7 protein-coding genes are annotated in these 6,929 nt (G+C 56.1%); all 7 read right to left on the bottom strand.

Annotation, left to right across the window (positions count from 1 at the left end; translation table 11 throughout):
* Nucleotides 1–382: 382 nt before the first annotated feature.
* Complete coding sequence (locus HMPREF1986_RS10840; RefSeq protein ID WP_021774900.1) at nucleotides 383–1,762, bottom strand: NAD(P)/FAD-dependent oxidoreductase; 1,380 nt, start codon at nucleotides 1,760–1,762, stop codon at nucleotides 383–385.
* Between the two features lie 91 nt (nucleotides 1,763–1,853).
* The gene (locus tag HMPREF1986_RS10835) at nucleotides 1,854–2,618 is read right to left on the bottom strand and encodes a leucine Rich repeat-containing domain protein (RefSeq protein ID WP_021774899.1); all 765 of its coding nucleotides are present in this window, start codon (nucleotides 2,616–2,618) and stop codon (nucleotides 1,854–1,856) included.
* A gap of 46 nt (nucleotides 2,619–2,664) precedes the next feature.
* The gene (locus tag HMPREF1986_RS10830) at nucleotides 2,665–4,611 is read right to left on the bottom strand and encodes a leucine-rich repeat domain-containing protein (RefSeq protein ID WP_021774898.1); all 1,947 of its coding nucleotides are present in this window, start codon (nucleotides 4,609–4,611) and stop codon (nucleotides 2,665–2,667) included.
* A gap of 156 nt (nucleotides 4,612–4,767) precedes the next feature.
* The gene (locus HMPREF1986_RS12675; RefSeq protein ID WP_021774897.1) at nucleotides 4,768–5,358 is read right to left on the bottom strand and encodes a metal-dependent hydrolase; all 591 of its coding nucleotides are present in this window, start codon (nucleotides 5,356–5,358) and stop codon (nucleotides 4,768–4,770) included.
* A 110-nt stretch (nucleotides 5,359–5,468) separates the two neighbouring features.
* Complete coding sequence (gene rplT / locus HMPREF1986_RS10820) at nucleotides 5,469–5,828, bottom strand: 50S ribosomal protein L20 (RefSeq protein WP_036600393.1); 360 nt, start codon at nucleotides 5,826–5,828, stop codon at nucleotides 5,469–5,471.
* Between the two features lie 30 nt (nucleotides 5,829–5,858).
* Nucleotides 5,859–6,062, bottom strand: a complete 204-nt coding sequence (gene rpmI / locus HMPREF1986_RS10815) for a 50S ribosomal protein L35 (protein ID WP_036600392.1) — start codon at nucleotides 6,060–6,062, stop codon at nucleotides 5,859–5,861.
* Between the two features lie 154 nt (nucleotides 6,063–6,216).
* Nucleotides 6,217–6,738 (bottom strand): translation initiation factor IF-3, encoded by a 522-nt coding sequence (gene infC / locus HMPREF1986_RS10810; protein ID WP_036600396.1) that lies wholly within the window; start codon nucleotides 6,736–6,738, stop codon nucleotides 6,217–6,219.
* Between the last annotated feature and the right edge of the window lie 191 nt (nucleotides 6,739–6,929).

Raw genomic sequence — 6,929 nt, 5'->3', positions numbered from 1 at the left:
TGTGTATGATTCGATCTTTGATTTTCAAGGTCCTTTGATCTGCCTTCCGCAGGAGCCGAGCTCTTTCATCCGGCTTTATTCTTGCGGCGACAGGTACATATGATAGCAGAGATCTCTCCTGCCGTCAAGCACAAATGTCACATTTTTGTAAGGCTTTGTTTCGTCTTTTTTCACAAAGGTCTTGGGATTTTCCGACGATTCGGGGAGAAATCCCGGCCTGAGTCGGCGGAGCTTCGACCCAAACAAAGCTCCACCATCCGACAAAACGAGGCCGCAGCCCTTCCGGCATAATCCTTCGCGCTCTTTCCGCCCGCCCGGAGCTCCTTCCCTTCATCGCCATCCTTATCATCCACGGCGGAGATGTGCCTCCGGCGGAGCTCCGCTATCCTCTCTCCGCGATATCCCTCGCCACAAAGATCCCGCTCGCCGAGGCATGGGAAAGGGAGTGGGTGACACCGCTCCCGTCTCCGATCACATAGAGTCCGGGATGACAACTCTCAAGATGGGAGTCGATCGCGACCTCCATATTGTAGAACTTGACCTCGACGCCATAGAGGAGCGTATCCTCATTGGCAGTTCCGGGAGCGATCTTGTCGAGCGCATAGATCATTTCCATGATGCCGTCCAGAATCCTCTTCGGAAGCACCAGGCTCAGGTCTCCGGGCGTCGCCTTCAGCGTCGGGCGGACGAGCCCCTCCTCGATCCGCTTCACCGTGCTCCTCCTCCCCCGGACGAGATCCCCGAAGCGCTGCACGATGACGCCGCCCCCCAGCATATTGGAGAGGCGGGCGATGCTCTCCCCGTAGCCATTGCTGTCCTTAAAGGGCTCTGAAAAATGCTTTGAGACGAGGAGCGCGAAATTGGTATTCTCCGTACGCTTCTCCTCCCCCTCATAGCTGTGCCCGTTGACCGTGACGATTCCGTTGGTATTCTCGTTTACGACGATTCCGTACGGATTCATGCAAAAGGTCCGGACATTATCCTCGAAGAGCTGTGTGCGGTAGACGATCTTGCTCTCATAGAGCTCGTCCGTGAGATGCGAGAAGATGACGGCGGGAAGCTCCACCCGGACGCCGAGATCCACGCGGTTTGACTTCGTCGGAATTCCGAGCTCCCGACAGACCTTCTCCATCCACTTGCTCCCGCTCCTCCCCACGGAGATGATGCATTTCTCACAGGAGAAGCTCTCCCCCGCCGCACTCTCGATCCGGTATCCTCCCTCCTCCCGGGCCTCGACCTTCTCGATCGGCGTATCAAAATAAAAGTCCGTCGCCTCCTGAAGATCACGGTACAGATTCCGAAGGACAATATAATTGATATCCGTCCCCAGGTGCCGCACGGAGGCGTCCAGAAGCTTCAGGCGATTCTGCATGCAGATCTTCTTAAAATGCGAGCCCGCGGTGGAAAAAATGCGGCTCCCCTCTCCTCCCTTTGACATATTGATCTCGTCCACATAGTGCATGAGGGAAAGGGCCTTCTCCCGGCCGATATACTCATAGAGTGTGCCGCCGAAATCGTTTGTGATATTGTACTTCCCGTCGGAAAAAGCGCCTGCCCCGCCAAAGCCGCTCATGATGGAGCAGCTTTTGCAGTGGATGCAGGACGGGATCTTCTCCCCGTCGATCGGGCAGTGCCGCTTCTCCAGACTGTGCCCGGCCTCCATGACCGCGACACTGAGATCGCTTCTCCGCTTTTCGAGCTCATAGGCCGCATAGATCCCGCCCGGCCCCGCGCCGATGATAATGATGTCATAGTGCTTCATATCCCCTCCGTCTCCTCCTGAAATCTCCCGCGCGATGCGCTCTTCCCCCGGAAAATATCGAATCCTCCCTCTGCCGGAAAAGCGGCTTCCGCTATTCCCCCTCTTTAGAGGCAGCAGTCTCAAGCTCTGAAAGGCCGCTGAGAGAGCTCAGATCCGGAAGCTTCTCCCTCGGGACATCGCGGAGCTTAAGCGTCTGAAGAGAGCGAAGACTCGGCAGAAAGCTGTAGTCCGAGATGGGGTTTCCCTCCAGGCTCAAGCTTATAAGGGAGAGTCTTCCGGAGAGCGGAGAGAGATCCGAAATCCCCGTATTTATGAGGCTGAGCTCCTCAAGCCCGCTGAGGCTTCGGAGAAAGGAGGCATCCTCAAGCTTCGGTGCGTCGGAAATCGAAAGACTCCGAAGGTGAGGGAGAGCAGAGAGCGCGCTGTAATCAGAGATCTCCGGGCTGTCCCGGATGACGAGCTCCGAAAGGCCGGTCTGTCCGAGGAGAGCGGAGAGATCCGTCTGATTTTCGATGGTCATGCTGCTAAGAAGCGCGGCCTCCGTAGTTCTCTCCGCAGGGGAGGACGAGGGCTCCCTGAAAAGGATGAGGCCTGCGAGAAGGAAGCCCGCGAGGGGGACAGCGGTCAGGAGGCCAAGAGCGAGCAGGAATCCCCGCAGGATGGGGCTTTGCTCCCGGCCTTGCTCCGGACGGGCCGGGCCTCCGAAATTATTGACGGTCTCCTGGATGAAGACCTTGGCCCTCTCCGGTTCCACCGCAAAATTCGCATTGCAGTAGGGGCAGTGCGCGCTCTCCGCGCCCTCCTCCCAGCTCAGATTCCCGCCGCAGCGCGGGCATTTCAGATCGATGATTTTCATAGCTTCCCATCCTCTCTTTCGAAGCGGCCCCGCATATCTCTAAGAATCACGACAGAATATAGAGATCTCCGGAAAGGGCAGAGCGGTTCTGGATCGGATTCCCCGAAGCGTCCAGCATTTTCAGAGACGGGAGATCCCGGAGCGGCAGAAGGTCTCTCACATAGTTCTCGCTGATATCGAGCGTCTCCAGCTCCGAAAGAGCGCGGAGAGGCTCCAGGTCGGAGATTCCCTCCTTCACCATCTGAAGGCTCTTTAACCCGTGAAGGGAGGAGAGCGCCGGGAGGATGCTCTGAAGCTCCGTCTCCCCGCCTTCTATCCTCATCCCCTGCGCGTCCCGGACTATGAGCTGGGGGGCCCCGATGAGCGAGAGCTCACGAAGCGTCGAATTGTCCGGGACGAATCCGTCCGTCCAATAGATTTTATAGCTCCCATAGACGACAAGCTTCTGCAGGGCCGGTGCACAGAGCCAGTGATCCAGCGTAATCCCCTCAAAGCTTATATAGCTTCCCTGCACGGAGAGCTCCTTCAGTCCGCTCAGAGATTCGCACAGCTCCCGCGACACCTCGGCGGAGCCGTCTCCCCGGATGCAGAGCTTCTCCAGGCTCGTCTTCCCGGAAAGGATCTCCAGATCCCCGTCTTCCCCTCCGATAAGCGTGAGATCCGAAAGGGCGGGGGCAGAGACCGCAGAGGGGAGAAAGGATTGGTCAATCTCCATCCTCACCAGAGAAGAAAGAGCGGAGAGATCCGGCTCCCCGCCGCCGGTATCGTAGAGGCTCAGCCTCTTAAGTCCCGTGAGAGTCCCGAGGACCGAGAGATCTGCGATGCTTCCGTCTCGGCTCAGGTAAAGCTCCTGAAGCACGGTATTTCCCGCAAGAGGCGAGAGATCCCGGAGCTCTGAACCTTCTATGGAAAGCTTCGAAAGCTCCGGCATGGCCGAAAGGAAAGAGAGATCCTTAAATCCCTTCCCGGAATAAACGATGAGCTCCTTGAGATGCGGGAGATGGTAGAGGATCGAGTAATCTGCCCCGCTTTCTCCCCCGCCATTGAGAGCGAGCTCCTGAAGATTTGCGATGGAGAGGAGATAATCATTGTCCTTCAGAAGGTCGGTGGAGAGGCGGTGAAGAGAGGAAAGCTCCGAAAGCCTTTTCAGATCAGGCGCCTTCTCCTGGTACTGATAGGAGCTGAAGCTCCCCGGGCTGAATTCCAGCGTCTCCAGATTCGGAAAGCTGTCTACGATTTCATCCAGCTGCCAGATCGATGCGCCGCGGAGCGCCTTCAGCTCCTTCGGGCTCGCAAAAAAGTCCTTCCAGTCCGTGATTCCGTAGCTCCAGGAGCTGAGCGTAAAATCCTGAAGCTTTGTGAGATTCCTGAGGGAATTCGAGTATTCTCCCGTTTCCTGCGTGATTCTCAGGCCAAAGTTCGGATTGACATTCAGGGTCTTAAGAGAGGAGAAGGGCTGAAAATCGCTGATCGGGATCTCCGGACCGGAACCCTCTCCGTCAAGCACAATGATATAGTCCCGCTCCTCCTCCCCGGAGAGTCCGACATCGATATGGAAGACACTCTCCCCACTTGCCGCATCAATCTCATCAGAAGATAGGAAACAGAGCTTCTCCACCCTGCCGTATTCTTCTGCCGTGAGCAGATCGGGATCCTTTTGAAAGATTTCCGCGCAGAGCCTTCGCAGGAAAGGGGATTCCACCTTCTCCTGAAAGCTTTCCTTCAAAGGCTCCGCCTTTGGGCTGCGGCGGAAAACCCTGCTGCCGAGCAGGGAGAGAAGGACGAGAATACCGAGCAGAGGATAGAGAAGAAAATGGGAGGAAGCAGGCTTCCCGCCTCCTTCATAGCGATTTACCGTCATATTGATCCGGATATCCTTCGCCCTCTCCTCCACAAAAAAATCTGCCCGGCAATGCGGACAGCTTATCTTCCCCGCGCCCCTGATCAAAATCTCGCTCCCGCAGTGCGGACAGCGAATCTTCGTCGGATTCATCCTCTGCCTCCTGAAATTTCTCTTAAAATCAAAGGCGAAAGCTCGCCTCTCCCCGAAAGGATTCCTGAAATTTATCCTCGAAAATCATACCATAAAAGTGCCTTCCCCGAAAGACTTCTCCGCTTCGAAAGGACCAAAAAGCGAAATCCCTCTCCTCTAGCTTTTCTCCCAGAAAAGGAAAATGAGGCCGGCGGTCCCGAGCAGGAGCAGGATATGATTTGCGAGCTTTCCGGAGTGAAAGAGATTCAGCTTAAAGCCCTTTGGGATCGGAAAGAGCAGGAAGACGTCTCTTTTATTCAGAAGGTCCAGCGCAAGGTGGGAGAGGAAGCCGATCTGAAAGGAGAGAACGATAGGAGCGCAGAAGGCATTCAGAGAGATGCTCAGAAGAAGCAGGGCCAGCAGAGAATGGCTGAAGGTCCGGTGCTTTGTCAGCATGCCGAAGACGCAGCAGAGCGAAAAGCCGAGAAGGCCGAGCACAGAGCTCTCCCCCCAGTGAGAGAGCACATAGCGGCAGATCCCCGTCTTCATCTTCCAGTCCAGGATTATGCTCACTGCCGCGACTCCGAGCGCGATCTCTCCGCTGTAGAGGGTATCCCGGAGGAATCTCCCCGGCTTCGTATCGACATCGCAGATCATCCCGCCGAGGGCCCCTCCGGCGGCGGCCTTCAGAAGGCCCAGCCGATCGCCGGGATTTACGAAGAGCATCGCACTCCCGATCCCATATACAAGATGCGTATAGCCAAGCATGATTCTCCGTCCTCATAAGAAAAGCCGGAGCGGTCCGCCATCCGGCCCGTCCGGCTTCAAGGGAGCGCCCGGAGGGTCCGCCCCGCAGAATCAATCCCTATCCTCTTTTCTCAGTCCGCAAGCTTTCCCTTCGCCTCCTCGCAGAGCTTCGCAAAGCTCTCCGGATCCGCGATCGCGATCTCCGAAAGCATTTTCCGGTTCATATCGATGCCGGCGCTCTTCAGACCATACATCAGCCTGCTGTAGGACAGAGAATTCAGTCTCGCCGCCGCGTTGATCCGCGCGATCCAGAGCTGTCTGAACTGCCTCTTCCTCTCCTTCCGGCCGCGGTAGGACTCGGTCAGAGCTCTCATGACGCTCTGCTTCGCCACTCTGTACTGCTTGGAACGGGCGCCTCTGTAGCCCTTGGCCAGCTTCAGTACCCTGTTATGCTTCTTCTTAGCGTTTACACCGCCCTTGATTCTCATGATAAATTCCTCCTCTTTCTACCGACCCAGCGCTTACAGATACGGAAGGATCTTCTTCATCGTCTTGACATTCGTCTGGTCTGTCACGATGTCCTTCCGAAGTCCTCTCTTGCGCTTGGTGCTTTTCTTGGTAAGGATATGAGACTTGTTCGCTTTATTTCTAACAAGCTTTCCCGTAGCGGTCATCTTAAAGCGCTTCGCAGCTGCCTTTTTTGTCTTCAGCTTGAACTTTGCCATAATTGCCTCCTGTAAGTTTACTCTATCAGTCCCCATCAGATGTCAAAACGGACGCCATGCCTGTATGGGCGCGGCAAAGGGACAGCAGCGCGGCAGCGCCGCCTTTGCAGACTCCCGGCATTTGTCCGTTTAAGAGCAGGCCGTTCGGCGTCCCTTACTTTTTCGGACTCAGAACCACAGCCATATTTCTGCCTTCCACCTTTGCCGGCTTATCCAGCACCGCAATGTCTGAAAGCTGCTGGCCGAAGTCATCCAGGATATATTTGGACTGATTCATCCTGGACATCTCCCTTCCGCGGAAGCGGAGAGCGATCTTCACCTTGTTTCCCTTTTCGAGGAACTTCCTCGCCGCCGCAAGCTTTGTATTCAGGTCATTCGTGTCGATGTTCGGCGTCATGCGAATTTCCTTCAGCTCCGTCGTGCGCTGGTTTCTTCTGGCTTCCTTCTCCTTGCGCAGCATCTCATAACGATACTTGCCGTAGTCCGTGATCCTGACCACCGGCGGCGCCGCCGTCGCGGCGATCTTTACCAGATCGAGATCCAGCTCTCTTGCGATCCGAAAGGCATCCCGCGAAGACATGATGCCAAGCTGCTGTCCGTCCGCGCCGATCACCCGGACCTCTCTGTCCCTGATCTGTTCGTTAATTTCGATTTCTGTGCCTTTTCTGCTTGCCATAAGCTCCTCTCTGTAGAATTTGCTGTGTCCTGTATCCGTCTCAGTCTCAGCGTCTCTTCCGCCTCCCAGATGCCTGCCGGAACAAAAGCCTCTGATGCCGGTGTTCTGCGCATTGCTTGGCCAGGAAAGCTCCGGACGACATGCCGTGTATCCGTCCCAGCGTCTCTTCGCTTCTTCGAAGCTTTCGCGAC

It is taken from the genome of Oribacterium sp. oral taxon 078 str. F0263 (genome assembly GCF_000469565.1).
GTDB lineage: Bacteria > Bacillota > Clostridia > Lachnospirales > Lachnospiraceae > Oribacterium.
This window is presented reverse-complemented; position numbering and strand designations above follow the sequence as displayed.